This is a genomic window from Drancourtella massiliensis (assembly GCF_016900655.1).
Taxonomy (GTDB): domain Bacteria; phylum Bacillota; class Clostridia; order Lachnospirales; family Lachnospiraceae; genus Sellimonas; species Sellimonas catena.
In genome coordinates this window covers 1-17475 of record NZ_JACJKH010000038.1, presented here as the reverse complement: position 1 = coordinate 17475, position 17475 = coordinate 1, and the positions used below count along the sequence as shown (strand labels likewise).

Annotated in this window: 19 protein-coding genes, 8 tRNA genes and 1 rRNA gene; 25 read left to right on the top strand and 3 right to left on the bottom strand. The window is 44.7% G+C overall.

Features of this window, described 5'->3' with window-relative positions; all coding sequences use genetic code 11:
- From H6A32_RS14920 to H6A32_RS14880, 9 genes are all read left to right on the top strand, one after another.
- Positions 1–95 (top strand): 23S ribosomal RNA (locus tag H6A32_RS14920); the annotation flags it as partial.
- A gap of 81 nt (positions 96–176) precedes the next feature.
- Positions 177–249: transfer RNA gene (locus tag H6A32_RS14915), tRNA-Asn, on the top strand.
- A gap of 22 nt (positions 250–271) precedes the next feature.
- Positions 272–343, top strand: a tRNA-Glu gene (locus H6A32_RS14910).
- Between the two features lie 30 nt (positions 344–373).
- Positions 374–446, top strand: a tRNA-Thr gene (locus H6A32_RS14905).
- Positions 447–475: 29 nt separating this feature from the next.
- Positions 476–549, top strand: a tRNA-Ile gene (locus H6A32_RS14900).
- Between the two features lie 22 nt (positions 550–571).
- Positions 572–645: transfer RNA gene (locus H6A32_RS14895), tRNA-Asp, on the top strand.
- 29 nt (positions 646–674) lie between these two features.
- Positions 675–747: transfer RNA gene (locus H6A32_RS14890), tRNA-Val, on the top strand.
- 22 nt (positions 748–769) lie between these two features.
- A tRNA-Leu gene (locus H6A32_RS14885) sits at positions 770–856 on the top strand.
- Positions 857–1250: 394 nt separating this feature from the next.
- Complete coding sequence (locus H6A32_RS14880) at positions 1251–1664, top strand: GNAT family N-acetyltransferase (protein WP_204864727.1); 414 nt, start codon at positions 1251–1253, stop codon at positions 1662–1664.
- A 53-nt stretch (positions 1665–1717) separates the two neighbouring features.
- Here H6A32_RS14880 and H6A32_RS14875 read toward each other — a convergent pair whose 3' ends face one another.
- Positions 1718–2266, bottom strand: coding sequence for a hypothetical protein (locus tag H6A32_RS14875; protein ID WP_204864726.1), 549 nt, complete (start codon positions 2264–2266; stop codon positions 1718–1720).
- A 218-nt stretch (positions 2267–2484) separates the two neighbouring features.
- On the opposite strand from H6A32_RS14875, the gene H6A32_RS14870 reads away from it, so the two are divergent.
- The 7 genes from H6A32_RS14870 to ptsP all read left to right on the top strand — a co-directional run bounded on the left by H6A32_RS14870 (position 2485) and on the right by ptsP (position 7975).
- Positions 2485–2709 carry a hypothetical protein gene (locus tag H6A32_RS14870; protein ID WP_087168167.1) on the top strand — a complete coding sequence of 75 codons (225 nt, stop codon included), beginning with the start codon at positions 2485–2487 and terminating at the stop codon, positions 2707–2709.
- 247 nt (positions 2710–2956) lie between these two features.
- A complete protein-coding gene (locus H6A32_RS14865; RefSeq protein ID WP_275532796.1) occupies positions 2957–3925 on the top strand; it encodes a sigma-70 family RNA polymerase sigma factor in 969 nt (322 codons plus the stop codon).
- A 27-nt stretch (positions 3926–3952) separates the two neighbouring features.
- The gene (gene lgt, locus H6A32_RS14860) at positions 3953–4714 is read left to right on the top strand and encodes a prolipoprotein diacylglyceryl transferase (RefSeq protein WP_087168165.1); all 762 of its coding nucleotides are present in this window, start codon (positions 3953–3955) and stop codon (positions 4712–4714) included.
- Positions 4715–4939: 225 nt separating this feature from the next.
- Positions 4940–5251 carry an FGGY family carbohydrate kinase gene (locus H6A32_RS16555; protein ID WP_243424954.1) on the top strand — a complete coding sequence of 104 codons (312 nt, stop codon included), beginning with the start codon at positions 4940–4942 and terminating at the stop codon, positions 5249–5251.
- Positions 5232–5864: an FGGY-family carbohydrate kinase gene (locus H6A32_RS16550; RefSeq protein WP_346342295.1), complete on the top strand. Its 633-nt coding sequence runs from the start codon at positions 5232–5234 to the stop codon at positions 5862–5864. The genes H6A32_RS16555 and H6A32_RS16550 overlap by 20 nt, the downstream gene beginning before the upstream one ends.
- Positions 5865–5982: 118 nt before the next feature.
- Positions 5983–6288: a PTS sugar transporter subunit IIB gene (locus H6A32_RS14850; RefSeq protein WP_087168164.1), complete on the top strand. Its 306-nt coding sequence runs from the start codon at positions 5983–5985 to the stop codon at positions 6286–6288.
- Between the two features lie 61 nt (positions 6289–6349).
- Positions 6350–7975 (top strand): phosphoenolpyruvate--protein phosphotransferase, encoded by a 1626-nt coding sequence (gene ptsP / locus H6A32_RS14845; RefSeq protein ID WP_204864725.1) that lies wholly within the window; start codon positions 6350–6352, stop codon positions 7973–7975.
- Positions 7976–8023: 48 nt separating this feature from the next.
- On the opposite strand, the gene H6A32_RS14840 is transcribed toward ptsP, so the two are convergent.
- Positions 8024–8719, bottom strand: coding sequence for a Crp/Fnr family transcriptional regulator (locus tag H6A32_RS14840; protein WP_087168162.1), 696 nt, complete (start codon positions 8717–8719; stop codon positions 8024–8026).
- Positions 8720–8851: 132 nt separating this feature from the next.
- Here H6A32_RS14840 and H6A32_RS14835 point away from each other — a divergent pair, with 132 nt between their 5' ends.
- From H6A32_RS14835 to H6A32_RS14820, 4 genes are read left to right on the top strand one after another with little or no spacing between them, the layout of a single operon-like run.
- Positions 8852–9727 (top strand): DUF3100 domain-containing protein, encoded by an 876-nt coding sequence (locus H6A32_RS14835; protein WP_346342294.1) that lies wholly within the window; start codon positions 8852–8854, stop codon positions 9725–9727.
- Positions 9728–10174 carry a hypothetical protein gene (locus H6A32_RS14830; RefSeq protein WP_087168160.1) on the top strand — a complete coding sequence of 149 codons (447 nt, stop codon included), beginning with the start codon at positions 9728–9730 and terminating at the stop codon, positions 10172–10174.
- Between the two features lie 16 nt (positions 10175–10190).
- On the top strand, positions 10191–11516 hold the full coding sequence (locus H6A32_RS14825; protein WP_087168159.1) for an amidohydrolase family protein: 1326 nt from the start codon (positions 10191–10193) through the stop codon (positions 11514–11516).
- Positions 11504–12256 carry a sulfite exporter TauE/SafE family protein gene (locus tag H6A32_RS14820; RefSeq protein WP_087168158.1) on the top strand — a complete coding sequence of 251 codons (753 nt, stop codon included), beginning with the start codon at positions 11504–11506 and terminating at the stop codon, positions 12254–12256. The genes H6A32_RS14825 and H6A32_RS14820 overlap by 13 nt, the downstream gene beginning before the upstream one ends.
- Here H6A32_RS14820 and H6A32_RS14815 read toward each other — a convergent pair.
- Positions 12253–13962, bottom strand: coding sequence for an ABC-ATPase domain-containing protein (locus H6A32_RS14815; RefSeq protein WP_087168157.1), 1710 nt, complete (start codon positions 13960–13962; stop codon positions 12253–12255). The genes H6A32_RS14820 and H6A32_RS14815 overlap by 4 nt on opposite strands.
- 142 nt (positions 13963–14104) lie before the next feature.
- Here H6A32_RS14815 and H6A32_RS14810 point away from each other — a divergent pair, with 142 nt between their 5' ends.
- The 5 genes from H6A32_RS14810 (at position 14105) to H6A32_RS14790 (ending at position 17323) form a co-directional block, all read left to right on the top strand.
- Complete coding sequence (locus tag H6A32_RS14810) at positions 14105–14377, top strand: acylphosphatase (RefSeq protein WP_087168156.1); 273 nt, start codon at positions 14105–14107, stop codon at positions 14375–14377.
- Positions 14378–14380: 3 nt separating this feature from the next.
- On the top strand, positions 14381–14986 hold the full coding sequence (locus H6A32_RS14805) for a GNAT family N-acetyltransferase (RefSeq protein WP_204864723.1): 606 nt from the start codon (positions 14381–14383) through the stop codon (positions 14984–14986).
- 37 nt (positions 14987–15023) lie between these two features.
- Positions 15024–15893 carry a YitT family protein gene (locus tag H6A32_RS14800; RefSeq protein ID WP_204864722.1) on the top strand — a complete coding sequence of 290 codons (870 nt, stop codon included), beginning with the start codon at positions 15024–15026 and terminating at the stop codon, positions 15891–15893.
- A gap of 20 nt (positions 15894–15913) precedes the next feature.
- The gene (locus H6A32_RS14795) at positions 15914–17107 is read left to right on the top strand and encodes an FprA family A-type flavoprotein (RefSeq protein WP_204864721.1); all 1194 of its coding nucleotides are present in this window, start codon (positions 15914–15916) and stop codon (positions 17105–17107) included.
- Between the two features lie 142 nt (positions 17108–17249).
- Positions 17250–17323, top strand: a tRNA-Arg gene (locus H6A32_RS14790).
- The last annotated feature ends 152 nt before the right edge of the window (positions 17324–17475 follow it).

Below are 17475 nucleotides of genomic sequence, written 5' to 3'. Positions count from 1 at the left end.
AAGACCCCTTGAAGACGACGAGGTAGATAGGGCAGAGGTGGAAGTGTGGTAACACATGGAGCTGACTGTTACTAATAGGTCGAGGGCATAACCAAGGAATGGTGGATAGGAAAAGCAGGATGACAGAAACGTGAACTTATATGTGGTTTTGAAGGTACATGAAGTATCTTGAATATTCCTCCTTAGCTCAGTCGGTAGAGCATGCGGCTGTTAACCGCAGTGTCGTTGGTTCAAGTCCAACAGGGGGAGTTTTCCTTTATAAGGAAAGAATGGCTCCGTGGTCAAGCGGTTAAGACATCGCCCTTTCACGGCGGTAACACGGGTTCGATTCCCGTCGGAGTCATTTAAGTTAATTGTAACTTAAGAATAAAACGCCAACGTGGCTCAATTGGCAGAGCAGCTGATTTGTAATCAGCAGGTTATCGGTTCGAGTCCGATCGTTGGCTTGTTCCTTTAAAGGGGACACTAAAATTGTGGACCTTTAGCTCAGCTGGTTAGAGCAATCGGCTCATAACCGATCGGTCCCGGGTTCGAGTCCCTGAAGGTCCACTTTAATAAAGGTAAACAATATGGCCCGGTGGCTCAGTTGGTTAGAGCGCCGCCCTGTCACGGCGGAGGTCGTGGGTTCGAGTCCCATCCGGGTCGCTTTTTAATTTAAATATTGTTATTTATTTGGGGTCTTAGCTCAGCTGGGAGAGCATCTGCCTTACAAGCAGAGGGTCATAGGTTCGAGCCCTATAGGCCCCATTCACACGTCTGTGTGAAATATGCCACAGTGGCGGAACTGGCAGACGCACAGGACTTAAAATCCTGCGGGACTTATCCTCCCGTACCGGTTCGATTCCGGTCTGTGGCAGGAGGTAAAAGTGAGAGAAACGTTGATTTTATAGCGTTTCTCTTATTTTTTTGCTTCAAAAGCTTGAACACTTCAGAGATGAGGGAGTCTTAACACCTTCTTTATTGTATAATCTGAAAAATTAAATTATACTATAAGTATAGTGGATAAAGTGAGTGTTTAGGGGTATCAAAATGGACAAAAAACATAAATTTTTACTTTGTTTACTAATTATTCCTGTATGTTTTTTGATATTAATTATTGTAACTGGTTTGATAAGCGAACATTCTTTGATTGAAATTTATAACGACGGCTTAGGAATTACAGCGTCATATTACCTTTTTCTCAGTTTGTTTATTTACATCCGATGGAACCATTTTTTGAATAATTTTTAATTTGTATGTGGAGGAATAGAATGATTCATCTAGAAAAAATAAATGGCGAAAATGTCTGGGATATTTTAAAGTTAAATGTCTCAGATAGTCAGAAAAATTATGTTGCCAGCAATGATATTAGTATTATTGAAGCATATATCGCTATTACATTCAACGGATATGCTTTTCCATTTGGAATTTTTGAAGGTAATAATCCAGTCGGCTTTGTGATGATTGGTTATGACAAAGATGACTATTGGAAGGATGCACCTGCCATAGCAGACGGGAACTATAACCTCTGGAGATTAATGATAGATAAGAAATATCAAAATAGGGGATATGGGAAGCAGGCGGTAGAACTTGCTTTAAGATTTATCAGAACATATGCTAAGGAAACCTTCCTGTTATTGACCGGAGTAATTACTGTTTTCTTTCTGAAAAGAGAGAGTAAATAGTCAACAGAAAAAATCCAGTTTATATAACGAGTATTTGAACGCTGCAGATATTCTTATTCGATTGTCATGGTAATCAGAATATTATCCAGATTTACTTCCTCTTCATCGTAAGGAGTATTCAGACTCAGATCGCGTGAATACGATATACCGCTGTCATTGGTGACAGGATAGAGGCGGTAGTATTGCTCTTCATCGGTATCTTCGATTTCAAATGTCTGAAAGCCGTTTAAAGTGCCCTGAAATCCATTAATTGCAAATTCATAACTGTTGATGTCTTCTGTATAGAAAGTTTCAATATCATTTTCTTCTGCGACATAATTATCTTCGACAATTGCGGTGATCCTGTTTTCACTGCCCTCCAACCGGATATCTGCATAGTGCCCCTTCTCAGGAGAACATAAGAATTCGGTGAGCTTCTCCCAAGTGTGCTGCTCCGTATTGGAATGGTAGATATTGAATACAACCTCTTCATAATCAATGTTGCTCAGATCATAGCCCAGATTTCCATGGTATTCAAGCTTCCTGGAAGAACATCCTGACGGGGAAAAAAGCAGTATTAAAACCAGAGCTGATATAATCCCATGCTTTGTCCTTCTTTTCATAGATTTCCCTCCTGTTCTGTATTATAAAAGCGGAAAATCAATCATTGTTATTTAATTTTAGTATACTATAAAAAAATTTTTTGTATAGTATTAAGGAAAATCTTAGAAATGTTTTAAATTTTATCCATAAAAAGGTCATAATCATTTGCTATACTTCGTATTGTACAAAGTAGATCATAAATATGTAGATGGCAGAGTATTGATAAGGAGGTATTTTTTTGTTAGTTGGTTTTTTAAAAACAGGAAAAGATGGAAATGTCTGTATATTATCAGCTCTGAACGGTGAGGGAAGAAGCATTATCAAACCGGGACAGTATCTATATATTAATGTTGCAAGAGGCTGGATTCCGGTTGAGCTGAAATATTCAGACAGAGAAAAACAGTTCTATTTTGAACATCTGCCAAACCTTCCGGTAAATGGAAGGATGGCTTTGGTAAAATAAGAAAAATGAATAAGATTCTTGTATGAAATCAGCAAGTCATGATACAATAAAGTGTAAGACAATGCTGGTTTTGACAGGATAGCCACAAAAGCTAAGAACAGACAGCCGGCTGAAACAACAGCCGGCTGTTGTGCTGATTGTCTTTGCAAAGAAGCGCAGTAAGAGTTCATGCACACACCCTCTGAAGGAGAAAATACAGATTTAATCAACATAGCAGGGGTCAGGCAGAAGAAAGGGCAGGGGAATTGTGGAAGAGAAAAAAAAGAAAAGAATCTTATCTCCGGATGATATAAAGGAAGAAGAGGCGAGACTTCTGGAAGATGTCGAAGATGAGGAGACACAGGAAACCGAGGCAGAAACAGTGGACTCTAAAATGTACGGAGACAGTGCAGGAGATTCGATCCGAATGTATCTGAATGAGATCAACAGGATCCCGCTTTTGACTCCGGATGAAGAGCAGGAGCTTGCAAGACAGATTGCCGAGGGTGATCTTGAGGCGAAGAAAAAGATGGAAGAGGCAAATCTTCGCCTTGTGGTTTCGATTGCCAAAAAGTATGTGGGACACGGGCTTCAGCTGATGGATTTGATTCAGGAAGGAAATATCGGGCTGATGAGAGCGGTGGAGAAGTTTGATTATCAGAAAGGCTACCGTTTTTCAACGTATGCCTCCTGGTGGATCAAACAGTCCATGATTCGGGCGATTGCGGATCAGTCCAGAACGATTCGTGTGCCGGTACATATGTCTGAAAATATTACAAAAGTCAGGAGAGCTTCCAAGGAGCTTATGACGGAGCTTGGAAGAGAAGCCACACCAGCCGAGATAGCGGCAAAGCTCGGCGACAAGACGGAAGAAGAGGTACGAGATATTCTGGCATATGCCAGAACTCCGGTTTCATTGGAAACGCCGGTAGGAGAAGAAGAGGACAGCAGTCTTGAGAATTTTATCGAAGACAGCAATGCACAGCAGCCTGAGACTGCGGCAATTTCTACGATAGTAGGTGAAGAAATTGAAGAGCTGTTGAAGATTCTGCCGGAACGTGAGCAGGAGGTTATCCGTATGCGTTTTGGCATGAATGGTGAACGTGTCTATACATTGGAGGAAGTTGGACAGAAAATGCATCTGACAAGAGAGAGAATCCGTCAGATAGAAAGTAAAGCACTCAGAAGACTGAGGCAAAGAATGAGAGAGAAAGGACAAAATGAATATTTTGAATAAATATTTACTGTAACCAGGTGAGAAACAATGAAGAATGACTTGTTAACAATTGGCGGGCTGACAGTGCACGGTTATGGACTGATGATAGGAATTGGATTTATTGCGGCTTATCTGATGACAGAGTTCCGGGCCAGAAAATATCGAATGAATACGGATATCGTATTTACACTTTTTATAAGCTCGGTAGTTTTTGGGCTGCTTGGAGCAAAAGTACTATATTATCTGACAATTCTGGATCGGGTTATCAAAGATCCGGGTGTAATCTTAGATGAAATGGAAGGCTTTGTGGTCTACGGAGGAATTATTGGAGGAGTTCTGGCAGGATATGTAGTCTGCAGAATCAAAAAAGAAAAATTCTGGCAGTATTTTGATCTGATTGCGCCGGCAATCGCTCTGGCCCAGGGATTTGGAAGGATTGGATGTCTGCTTGCGGGGTGCTGTTATGGAAAAGAGACGGATTCACCGCTTTCCATTACATTCCACACATCCGATTTTGCACCAAATGATGTGGCGCTGATACCGACGCAGATTTATTCCAGTATTCTGGATTTCCTGAATTGTATTGTGCTTTGTCTGATTGCAAGGTATGCGAAGAAAGAAAGAACAGTTTCAGGATGTTACCTTATTTTCTACAGTACAGGACGCTTTATTCTGGAGTTTTTCCGGGGAGACCTGGAGAGAGGAAGCGTTGGAGTGCTTTCCACATCGCAGTTTATCTCTATTTTCATTTTTGTGATCGGTGCGGCGATACTGTTTACCGGAAAGAAAAAAGCATTAGTAATGAAATAGTAGTTTTTTGTTTCGGGACAGGCAGCAGTCAAAGGAGTAACAATTACAAACGGCAGTAAGGTAGAGCCGCTTGTATTGCTGAAACATTTTGGACCGAACTGTCCGGATGTTCCGCAGATGACAGAAGAATAAAGAACAGCCCAGAATACCGGAAATCTGTATTCTGGGCTTTCTTGATCTATGGTAACCGATGGGAAAGAACAGAGAAAGGAAGGAGACAGACGGATGAAATATTTGATAGGAATCGATAATGGCGGGACATTTTCCAAGACAGCCTTGTTTGATGAGAAGGGAAAGCAGCTTGCGTCAGCAACTGTTCCGACACAGACACTGACGCCGAAACCGGGATATGCGCAACGGGATATGAATGAGCTTTGGAAAGTAAATGCGAAATCAATCAAAAGGGCGATAGAGGAAAGTGGAGTGGATCCGGAAAAGATCGCCGGAGTATCATTTTCCGGACACGGGAAAGGGCTGTATCTGGTCGGAGCAGACTGGACTTTCGGCTGGAATTCCGGTGGCAGCGGGCATGTTTGACGTCAATGCCTGCGGCATTGCATCCGGACTCTGCAGTGAAAAGGAGCTTTGCATGATTGCGGGAACATGGAGCATCAATGAATTTATCCGTAGGGAGCCGGTCACGAATGGCACGGTATCTTTGAATTCCATGTTTTGCATTCCTGGATATTTTCTGGTGGAAGAAAGCAGTCCGACATCCGCGGGAAATATGGAGTGGTTTATACAGAACCTGATGAATTATGAAAAGAGAGAGGCAGAAGAAAAACAGGGATCGGTTTACGATGTGACGAACGACTGGGTCGCTTCCATTGAACCGTGGGACTGCAATGTGATTTTTCTTCCGTTCCTGAATGGATCCAATGTTAATCCGCTGGCCAGGGGATCCTTCGTAGGACTGACAGCATATCATACGAAGAAACATATGCTTCGGGCTGTCTATGAGGGAATTGTCTTTTCGCACGCATTACATGTAAAGAAACTTTTGAAAAACAGGGAGTGCCCGAAAACGATCCGGCTTTCTGGAGGGGCGGCAAAATCGGATGTCTGGGTTCAGATGTTTGCCGATGTGCTTCAGATACCGATTGATGTGATCGAGGACAAAGAACTTGGAGCCCAGGGGGCAGGACCGTGAAGAAGTTTTCGGAGGAAAAATGTAAAGAAATAGAGGGAAAATTCAGTAAAAAAGATTAAAAAAATCTGAGTTTTGTGGTAGAATAAAAAGCATAACATAAGAGAGGAGAGCTTAGAAGATGGCAGATAAAAGTTTAAATTTCTTAGTATGTTGTGCAAATGGGGCAGGTTCTAGTTTGATGGCTCAGATGGCACTGGAAAAGGTATTAAAGAAACATGGAATTGAGCCGGGAAAAGTACATCATTGCCCGATTTCAGAAGGCAGAGAGACTGCTCCGCAGTATGATGTGGTGATCTGTGCTCAGCACTTTGCAGATATGTTTACGGAAGCAGAAAAGCAGGGAGCAAAACTCATTGCCCTGCAGAACGTAATATCTGCGTCTGAGATTGAGGCGAAACTGAAAGAAGCAGGAATTCTTGAATAAAGATATTTAGGAGAGGATGCCGGAAGGAAGAACATTATATATATAAAAGGAGAGTAGCGGTATGGAGAAATATGCAGGAAAATCTATCTTTCGAAAGGTAGCCATCGGCAAAGTGTTTTTCTATGAGAAAAATACGGCAGTGGTAAAGAGGACGAAAATCGATGATCCCAAAGCGGAGCTGGAGCGTTTCGAACAGGCTAAAGAAACCGCAAAAGCGCAGCTTCAGGGCCTGTACGAAAAAGCGCTGCATGAGGTCGGTGATTCAGGCGCGGCAATTTTTGAAGTACACATGATGATGATAGATGATCTGGATTATAACGGATCCATCCAAAATATGATTGAATCACAAAGTGTTAATGCGGAATACGCTGTGGCAATGACAGGAGATAACTTCTCCACAATGTTTGCAGAGATGGATGACGATTATATGAAAGCCCGTGCGGCCGACGTAAAAGATATTTCCGAGCGTCTGGTTTCTGTATTATCCGGATATGACAATGATATGGGGAATCTGGAAGAGCCTGTGATTCTTGTGGCAGACGATCTTGCACCAAGTGAAACTGTTCAGATGGATAAGTCCAAACTTCTCGCATTTGTAACAGAGCATGGATCATCCAACTCCCATACGGCGATTCTGGCAAGAACAATGAATATTCCGGCAATTATCGGTATCCCGATAAAGAAAGAGTGGCATGGCCATATGGCAATTGTGGACGGATATGCGGGATGCGTTATCATTGATCCTGATGAAGAGGAAATTGCAAAAGCCAAAAAAGCGGTGGTTGAAGAAGAAGAAAAACAGAAACTTCTCAAGACATTAAAAGGACAGAAGACGATTACAAAAGATGGAAAAGAAATTCATCTGTATGCAAACATCGGAAGTGTAGCGGATACAGCATCTGTTCTGATGAACGACGCGGAAGGAATCGGTCTGTTCAGAAGTGAATTCCTCTATCTGGAATCCGACACATATCCGACAGAGGCAGAGCAGTTTAATGCATACAAGACTGTTGCGGAGAACATGGCCGGAAAGAAAGTGATTATCCGGACACTGGATATCGGTGCTGACAAACAGGTGGATTATTTTGAACTGGATAAAGAGGAAAATCCGGCTCTCGGATACCGCGCAATCCGTATCTGTCTGACGAGAGAAGAAGTATTTAAAACACAGCTCAGAGCACTGTTGCGGGCGAGCGCATACGGAAATATTTCCATCATGTTCCCGATGATTATTTCTGTTGATGAAGTAAGGAAGATTAAACAGATTCTGGAAGAAGTAAAAGAAGAACTTCGAGAGTCCGGAATTCCATTCAAAGATGTTGAAATCGGTGTCATGATCGAGACACCTGCGGCTGTCATGATCAGTGAACAGCTTGCCCAGGAGGTTGATTTCTTCAGTATTGGAACAAACGACCTGACCCAGTATACACTGGCAATCGACCGTCAGAATCCAAAACTGGATGAGTTCTATGATGCACATCATCCGGCAGTGCTTCGCATGATTCAGATGACAATCGAGAATGGACACAAAGGAGGCGCGTGGGTCGGCATCTGCGGCGAGCTTGGAGCAGATCTGGAACTGACAGAGACATTCCTCAGAATGGGAGTGGACGAGCTTTCCGTTTCCCCGACATTTGTACTTCCGGTAAGAAACAGAATAAGAGAGCTGGATCTTTCAGCAGAATAAAAAACGTATAAAAGGCAGCAGCCATCCGGAAATGGAAGGCTGCTGTCTTTATTTGCTCATATGGCGTTTCTCTTTCAGATAAATCAGGGCTGCTTTCATCTGCTCCTCGCTGAGGGAAAGTTTTCCTTTTACCGTACTGACAAGATGTTCCTCTTTCAATTTCTGGATGGTACGGTTAAGTGTTTTGACGGAGATACCGATCTCCTCATAGAGCTGCTGCCGTGTCTTTGGAATCATGCCGGAAGATTTATGTTCTTCAGCAAGATATTTGACAAGATAATCAAGGAGAAGATACTGTGGAGGATAAAAGAGTTTGCTGCCCCGGTTATAAGAGGAGCGGTACAGTTTGTAGGCGACTTTTCTGGAAACAAGACGGAGAAAATGAATGTCATTTTCGATCCAGTCTTCAAAATCTTTTCTGGAAAAATAAAGGACGGTACATTCGGTCAATGTTTCAATCGTCACGGAAGTGCGTTCTTTTTCAGCAAGGATGGTGACTTCCCCTACAAAATCGATGGGATCGTTCCGCTCGATCATGTAGACGTTGCCGTTTTCAAATTCGTTAATTACACGGTGGGAGCCTTCACAGACAATTCCGAAGTATTCCAGTGGTTCATCTTTCTGATGGATAATTGTTCCCGGCGGATAGGTATGTATCCAATAACGCTCGTTTAGTTTGTCAGGCATGTATTTCAGATAATCATTCAGTTCCGGTACACGGACACGCAGTTCTTCCAGCGTCATGTTTCTACCTCTTTCAACTTTTTTTTACAGTATACTACAAAAAAATCTCCAAAACATCCCATTTGTCCTTTTTTTAGAAAAAAAGTCTGTGCTAATATGTCCGGGTAGAAAAAAAGAGGAGGAATGAGAGAGATGAAAAAAGAAGCTTTTCAATATCCGTCACTAAAAGCGAGAATGAAAAACGAGTATCGTATCATTCTTGCGGCATTTGTATTTATTTTAATTGCTGATTCAATCGGGCAGATTGAAATCCCGCTTGGACCGGGAAAACTGATTTTATTTCCGATTTTTTATGCCCTGATTCTGGGAGTCCTGTCAGGACCGGAAGTTCTGAAGTTCTTCAGGAAAAAAGAGGTCAAGGCGGCATCTAAGCTTGTGATCGTGGCGATCTGCCCGTTTATTGCAAAGCTTGGAATTAATGCGGGGGCAAGTATTGAAGTGGTGCTTTCCGCTGGACCGGCCCTGCTCTTACAGGAGATCGGAAACCTGGGAACCATTTTCCTTGCCCTTCCGTTTGCGTTGCTGCTTGGCCTGAAAAGAGAAGCGATCGGAGCAACACATTCTATCAACAGGGAATCAAACCTCGCACTGATTACCGATATTTTCGGACCGGACTCACCGGAGGCGAGAGGAAGTCTTTCCATCTATGTGGTAGGAGGTATGGTAGGTACGATCTATTTTGGATTTCTCACTACTATGACAGCGGCAGCAGGAATTTTCCATCCATACGCCCTTGGAATGGCATCCGGAGTCGGAGCCGGAATTCTGATGGCAAGTGCGACGGCGAGTATCACGGCTATTTATCCGGATATGGCGGCAGAACTTTCTGCTCTTGCAAGTACAAGTGAGACACTGTCCGGCCTGACGGGAATCTATGTTGCTATTTTTATCGGAATCCCGCTCTGCCAGAAACTGTATACCTGGCTGGAGCCGAAATTTGCAAAACTCAGGCACGAGCCGAGTGAAGCGTTGACACGAAAAGCGGAAGAAAAAGTGGAGGAAGCATAAATGAGATATATCGAATGGATTGTCATGTTTGTAGTCGCAGGCCTTGGAATCGGCCTTGCAAATTTTGTGGGATTTGATGTGAACTTTATGGATTCGCTGCCGGGAATTCTGATTCTTCTTGGAATCTCTCTCGTGGCTGTTCTGGTAAGCAAAATTGTGCCGTTAAAGCTTCCAATTATTGCCTACTGCTCGATTATCGGACTTCTGGTTGCGTGTCCGATCTGCCCGGTGAGAGAGGGAGTCATTGAGGCGGTCAACAAAATCAATTTCACGGCACCGCTTACTATGGTTGGAGCTTTTGCAGGGATCTCGATCAGCGATCAGATCAAATCGTTTCTGAAACAGGGATGGAAAATGATTATTGTTGGAATCCTTGTTATGACGGGAACATTTTTTGGTTCTGCGCTGATTGCTCAGGTCGTTCTGTCACTTACGAATGCAATCTGACAGGAGGAGAAAAATTATGAAAAAGGAAAAGATCGATCTTCTTCTTACGAATGTGGATTTTCTGGATGAGAACTGGGAGATGGTCTATGGAAAGGAGATCGCCGTCAAGGACGGTGTGATCACAGATATCCGGGAGCAGGGAACGTCCGGGGAACACTATGAGTCAGAAGAAACAGTAGACTGCCGTGGAAAGGTGTTTCTGCCGGGGCTGATTGATGCACATATGCATACCGGACAGCAGCTTTTGAGAGGACGTGTACTGGATGAAATGCCGATGATCTGGAAACGGATCATGCTGCCGTTTGAAAGTACACTGAATGAGGAAAAGATGCGGCTGAGCGCATCGCTTGCCGCGCTGGATATGATTAGAAGTGGGACATGCGGATTTATCGACGCGGGAAGCTACTATATGGAAGCGGCAGCGGAGGTCTATGAGAAGAGCGGGCTTCGCGGAGCGCTGTCAATGTCGACGATGGATGAAGACGGACTTCCGGAATCGATTGCCATGACGGCGGAAGAAGCGGTTCAAAGAACGGATGACCTTTATGAGCGTTTTCATGGAAAGGGCAATCTGAAAGTTTTCTATTCTCTCCGTTCTCTCATTTCCTGTTCGGAAGAGCTGATTGAGATGGCGGCTGAGCGGGCAAAAGAAAAGAAGACAACGATTCAGGCACATATGAACGAATATCCGGGGGAAATCAATCCGTACCTTTCCAGGTATCAGAAACGGCCTTATGAATTCCTGGAAGAGAAAGGCGTGCTGGGACCGTGGTTCCTGGGGGCGCACAGTCTGCTTCTGTCGGAAGAGGAAAAGGAACTGATTCGGGAGAGAGGTGTCAGAATCTGTCACTGCCCGTTCAGTAATTGTGGGAAAGCGGTTCCGGATACTCCGTCACTTTTGAAAAAGGGTATCCCGGTAGGACTTGGAACCGACGGGGCGGCTCATGGAGGTCTGAGCATCTGGAATGAAATGAAAATCTTCCGGTCTGTGATGAATGTGACGCACGGGGCGCCTCTTGCAGAACCTGCAGTCATGCCTGCAAAGAAGATTCTGGATATAGCGGTAAAAGGAGGCGCAGCCTGCCTTGGAGAAGAACCGGCTACAATTGCTGTTGGAAAACGGGCGGATCTGATCGGAATTGATATGGATGCACCGCACCTCTGGATTCATGGGAAAATCTCCAATACACTGCTGGAAAGTGTTGGGGCAGGAGATGTGAAAGACATGATTGTTGGCGGAAGATTTCTGATGAGAAACCGTGAGATTCTTACTTTGGATGAAGAAAAAATACGCAGCGAGGCACTTGCTTTTGAAAAAGGAGAATCAAGATGGAGTATCTGATTATTGTCATTGCGAACATTCTGATCGGAGGCATGATCGGGTTGACAGGGATTGCGGGATTCCTGCTTCCGATGCTGTATTCCGGATTTCTGGGAATGTCGACCATGCAGGGACTTGCGCTTAGCTTTTTTGCCTTTCTGATTTCGGGAGTGCTGGGGGCGTACAATTACTACCGGGCGAAAAATCTGGATCTGAAACTGGCGGTCTGGATCAGTATTGGAAGCTTCATCGGCGCCATCGGGGGAGTAAGACTCAACCTTCTGATTGAAGAAGGGATGGTAAAGAAAATTCTGTATCTTGTGGTACTGCTATCCGGACTTTCCATTCTGCTCAGGAAAGAGCCGGGGGAGGAGAAAGAAAAAGACCAGACAGAACAGAAGATTCCTCCTGTGTTCTGGCTGATCTTTGGAGCGGTGACCGGCCTGATCTGTGCCCTTTCCGGGGCAGGGGGACCGATCCTTGTCATGCCGCTTCTTGTTGTGTTGAAAGTTCCGGTCAGAACAGCGGTCGGCATTGCGCTGTTTGACTCGATTTTTATTGCGATTCCGTCCAGCATCGGCTATGCGATGGGATGCCGTATGCAGGATTTGATCCTGCTGCTTCCATTGAGCCTGATCAGCCACGGAATCGGTGTATGGGCCGGCAGCAGAAATTCCGAGCTGATCCGGCCGGACATACTGAAAAAAGGGGTGGCAGTCTTTTCTGTACTGCTTGCTATTTTTAAACTGATCACCGGTTAGCGGGATTCACCCCGGTAACGGTTCAGGCAGGCATGGATTTCCTGAAGTCTTGGAATGGCATAGCCGCCTGGAATATAAGAATTTCTGAAGAACCCGGAATAGCCGTTCTGTTTTAATTCCTGATAAAGCAGATCTGCGATTTCCGGGATTGTCTTTTTCCCGTCTGAATAGTGATCTTTTGCATATCCAAGGAGCAGGGCAAGGGAAGCAGTCTGCTCGGAATCTTTGATCTGTTCTACATACCGTAGATCGACTTCCTCTTTCCCGATGGAAAATACATCTTTGGAACGCTGACGGATTTTTCCATCCCGCCGGTCTGCCTGCTTTTTGGAAGGCCGGGCGAAGATCCGCTTTGCCGAAGGCATCCGGAACGGAGCCGGTGAGGACGGAGAGAGCGGATAATCTTTGCAGAGTGTTTTGACTTTTTCGGTAATATCTACCGGGTGATAACAGTCCATCTGGATAACTGTATCGGCAATGTGGAAGAAGGCGCCGGAACTTCCGGCCACAAGGATGGTGGAGATACCGGCCTTTTCATAAAGATCCTGAGCACGTTCCAGAAATGGCGTGATCGGTTCTTTTTCCCGGCTGATCACCTGCTGCATAAACGTATCCCGTACCATGAAGTTGGTGGCGGATGTATCTTCATCAATCAGGAAAAGACGGCTTTCGGCCTCAATGCTTTCCACAGTCCCGGCCGCCTGGGAAGTACTGCCGCTTGCGTCCAAAGTAGAGAACGAAGTAGTGTCCCGGCCGTTTGGCAGGTCGTTGATAAACAGGGAAATATCTACGTTTTTGATGATCCGCCCGTCTTCGGAACGGAGTTTTACCGCACTTTCATCAGTGATGACATATTCCCGGCCATCCCCCGCGATATGCGGGTAGACTCCGGTTTCAAGCGCCTTTAAAAGCGTGGACTTTCCGTGATAGCCACCGCCCACAATGAGCGTGATCCCGCGTGGAATCCCCATGCCGGAGAGACTTCCCCTGTGAGGAAGATGTAAGGTAACCCGAAGGGATTCCGGGGAAGAAAAGGCAACCCCGTCTTTCATCGGAAGATCGGAAACGCCGCTCTGACGCGGCAGAATGGATCCATCTGCCACAAAAGCGGCAAGACCAAGACGATGAATTTCTTTTCGGATAAACGTCTGATCTTCCGCAAGCTCAAAGGTTTCGGTCAGCTTTTTCTTGTCGCAGGTCCGGTAAAGACATCCACGTTCTACACAGGACGGGAGAAAATCAAACAGGATCTTCTCAAGTTCGGTGGCATTGATGGTCCGGCCGTTTGCCGGAAAGCCGATATGGAAACGGAAAATCAGCGTACTGTCTTTGGAAGTGCAGATTTCACATGCGGTCCGGGAAATAATTTCCTGTCCACAGCTGCTCACGGAGAGCAGGCCGCTCTTTCCGGACCCTTTTGCCTGGAAACTGAACTTCCGGATCTGGGAAGCAAACCGTCTCAGGAGATGATCTTCAAAGGCGGCTTTGGTTTCCGGTGTCTTGTAAAGGTCCTTTGGAAACCGGTGGACGGAAAAAGGAATCCGGATGGTTACATGGGAAGGGGAAGCGAACGGATCCCCCTGCACATGATCGATGCTGAGAGTGTACTCGCCAAAATCGTAGACTCCTTTCAAGGATTTATAGGCCGGATAACTTTTCCGGTGTATGGATAAAAGCTGTTTTTTTAAATCAGATGCGTGGTTCATAAATTCAAACTCCTTTCCGTTTGATTATAGCAAAAAAAAGAGGAATGTGGCATAATAAATACAGGGTGCCTTTTGACAGAAAATGGAAGAGGCACCACCATGGAGAAAAAACAGGACAAAAGACGAGAAAGGAGTCTGTGGAATGTTGATCAGAAAGCATGTATATTTTTACGGTAGGGTACAGGGAGTTGGATTTCGCTGGCGGGCAATGCAGGCAGCAAAGGATCTGCATCTGACCGGCTGGGTGAGGAACATGTACAACGGCAATGTGGAAATGGAAGTGCAGGGAAACGGAGTCATGATTGAGCGTCTGTTTCAGGAACTGAATTCCGACAGATTTATCCGGATAGAAAAGACAGAGATTCTCCAGATCCCGACCGTGGAGGGAGAAAGTGAATTCTCTGTACGGGGATAAGATATGAGAAAGCGTTATACGACCAGCCGGATGATCATTCGGATGGCAGATCCCGCATTTGCCCGGATGACTGCGGAATTTTTTGCTGAGAACCGGGAGAGTTTCGAGAAATACGAGGAAAAACGGCCGGAGGAATTTTTTCTTCCGGAGTTTCAGGAGATCTGGCTGGACATTCAAAGGGAAAAAGCAAAAAAAGGAGAATGGTATTCCTTTTACCTTTTTGAAAAGGGAAAACCGCATAAGGTGATCGGGACATTGAGCCTCAGCCAGATTCAGTATGGAAGTCTCTGCTCCGGTGTAATCGGCTACCGGATTGACCGATTACGTCAGGGAGAAGGGCTTGGAACCGAGGCTGCCCGGGAAGGGACAAGAATCGGTTTTGAGGAGCTTCACCTTCACAGGATGGAGGCTGATGTGATGCCGGAAAACATTGCTTCCCTGCGGGTACTGGAAAAATGCGGCTATGAAAAAGAAGGGTATTTCCGGGAATATTTAAAGATTAACGGGGAGTGGGAAGACCATATTCACATGGCTGCCATACGTACGGAAGAAAGAACAAAAAAACAGGAAATTGCTGTTGTAAATCAAAGTAAGATTGCTATAATATAGAAGTAAATGTCAGACGAAATAAGAGAGGAAAAAACAAATGGGGAAACAAGGAATTGTAAAAGAAGGGCTGCTGATAACATTTGCGATGCTGATTGTTTCGGCAGGTGTATACTTTTTTATGGTGCCAAGCAAGATCGTTGTGGGAAGTGTATCCGGTCTGGCGATGGTACTCGCTGAGCTTCTGCATATGCAGATGTCTACAATTACCTTTATTTTGAATGTGGTACTGCTGATTGCAGGATTTATCTTTATCGGAAAAGAATTTGGAGCAAAGACGATCTATACCTCGCTTCTTCTTCCGGTATTTTTATGGGTATTTGAGCAGATTGTTCCGGTGACGGAATCCCTTACAGGCAACAGCGTATATGATCTGGTAGCATATATTCTGATTATCGCACTTGGACAGGCAATTTTGTTCAATGCAAATGCCTCATCAGGCGGACTGGATGTCGTTGCCAAGATTATCAGCAAGTACACCCATGCGGAGATTGGAAAGGCGGTGACGGTCAGCGGGCTGGTTACTGCATTTACATCCATTTTTGTGTATGATGTGGGAACACTGATTGTCAGCATACTGGGGACTTATGCCAACGGAATCGCGGTGGATTACTTTATTGATGGATTCAATAAGAGGAAGAAGATCTGTATTCTCTCTGATGAATATGAGGAAATACAAAGATACATCATGCAGGAATTGAAGCGCGGCGTAACCATTTATAAAGCGCGCGGCGGCTATGACGGGCAGGAGAAGACAGAACTTGTCACGATTATGACGCCAAATGAATATAAGCAGCTGTTAAATTATCTACACAAGTCGGAATTTCAGGCATTTATGACAGTATATAATGTCAGCCAGGTAATCGGCAAATGGAATATCAATGTGGATAAAAAGAAAAAAGCAGAATAAAGAGAAAGGAAGAGTGAAACATGCATTGTACTAGAAAAGTAACAGATGGAATTCATTGGGTAGGAGCAAATGACAGAAGGATCGCCAAGTTTGAAAATATGTTCCCGGTTCCAAGAGGAGTTTCCTATAATTCTTATGTGATTCTGGATGAGAAAACAGCACTGATGGATACGGCAGACAGCTCAGTTGCAGAGAGATTTATGGAAAATGTGACGGCCGTTCTGGATGGACGGACACTCGATTATCTTGTTGTTCAGCACATGGAGCCGGATCACTGTGCAAATATTGCAGCGATCATTGAAAAATATCCGGAAGTTACTGTTGTCGGAAATGCAAAAACCATGCAGATGATCGGACAGTTTTACTCCGGAACAAAGGCAGAAAACACCCTCCTCGTAAAAGAAGGAGACAAGCTGTCTTTAGGAGAGCATGAGCTGAATTTTGTGACTGCACCGATGGTACACTGGCCGGAAGTTATGGTTACATACGAATCAAAGGAGAAAATTCTGTTCTCTGCAGATGCGTTTGGAACATTCGGTGCATTAAATGGAACACTCTTTGATGATGAGATCTTCTTTGACGCCGTCTGGATGGAGGACGCAAGGAGATATTATACAAATATTGTCGGTAAATACGGCCCGCAGGTACAGGCACTCCTGAAAAAGGCAGCCGGACTTGATATCGCCATGATCTGTCCGCTTCACGGACCGGTATGGAGAAATGATCTGGAACTTCTCTTAGAGAAATACGACCAGTGGAGCAGATATGAAGCAGAAGAAGACGGCGTCCTCATTGTTTACGGATCCATGTATGGAAATACAGAAAACGCGGCAGAAGTTCTGGCAGCAGAGATTGCGGAGCAGGGAATGAAAAACATCAAGATGTACGATGCTTCCGTGACGGACTGCTCTTATCTGATCGCAGAAGCATTCCGGTACAACCGAATCGTTGTGGCAGCCCCGACTTACAATGCAGGTCTGTTCGCGCCGATAGAGCATTTTCTCAATGACATGAAAGCACTCAATGTACAGAATAAGAAAATAGCCCTTCTGGAAAACGGCACTTGGGCTCCAATGGCAGGCAAACACATGAGAGCTATCGTTGAGTCTATGAAAAACATGGAAATCGTAGAGCCTGTAATCAGCATCAAATCCGCACTTCAGCCGGTACAGATGGAGGAGGTCAGAACGTTCGTAGGAGAACTTCTGAAATAGAAACAGAGGCGAAGGTAAAATATAGATAAAAATAAGACTGAAATGTAAAAAAAGTGTTGACAAATACGAAAACATCGTGTAGAATTATTTTTGTTGCTGAGGACAACAGATAACCAAAGCAACAAAGACAATTCTACATTGTGTGGGTTTAGCTCAGCTGGATAGAGCGTTTGGCTACGGACCAAAAGGTCGGGGGTTCGAATCCTCTAACCCACGTATAAAAGAGTTCTGATTAATCAGAACTCTTTTTTTCACTTTATAGGAAAGTTCGATTTTTGACGATTTATTGAATGAAAATAGCCCGCACAAAGGCGGGCATGCAGATAGGACGACACTGAGTTAGAAGATATAAAAACCTTCTACGCCAG